This window comes from Paenarthrobacter sp. AR 02, assembly GCF_021538675.1.
GTDB lineage: Bacteria > Actinomycetota > Actinomycetes > Actinomycetales > Micrococcaceae > Arthrobacter.
Genome location: NZ_JAJUKH010000035.1, coordinates 1 through 256 on the forward strand (window position 1 = coordinate 1; position 256 = coordinate 256).

Genomic DNA, 256 nt, shown 5'->3' on the forward strand with positions numbered 1-256 from the left:
ATTGGTTGAAATTTATGCCAGTTCTGTCATGCACCCCCGGGTGTGGTGGGCTGGTTTTCAGCTGGTTTCGAATTTTGTGCAGCCGCGCTTTCTACCGTTATTTCCGGTGGGTGTGGTTGTGTCTGTTATTTTTCAACGGAGAGTTTGATCCTGGCTCAGGATGAACGCTGGCGGCGTGCTTAACACATGCAAGTCGAACGATGATCCCAGCTTGCTGGGGGATTAGTGGCGAACGGGTGAGTAACACGTGAGTAAC

1 rRNA gene is annotated in these 256 nt (G+C 51.2%); it reads left to right on the top strand.

Annotated elements, in window-relative coordinates:
- Positions 1-132: 132 nt before the first annotated feature.
- Positions 133-256 (top strand): 16S ribosomal RNA (locus LRQ04_RS20535); the annotation flags it as partial.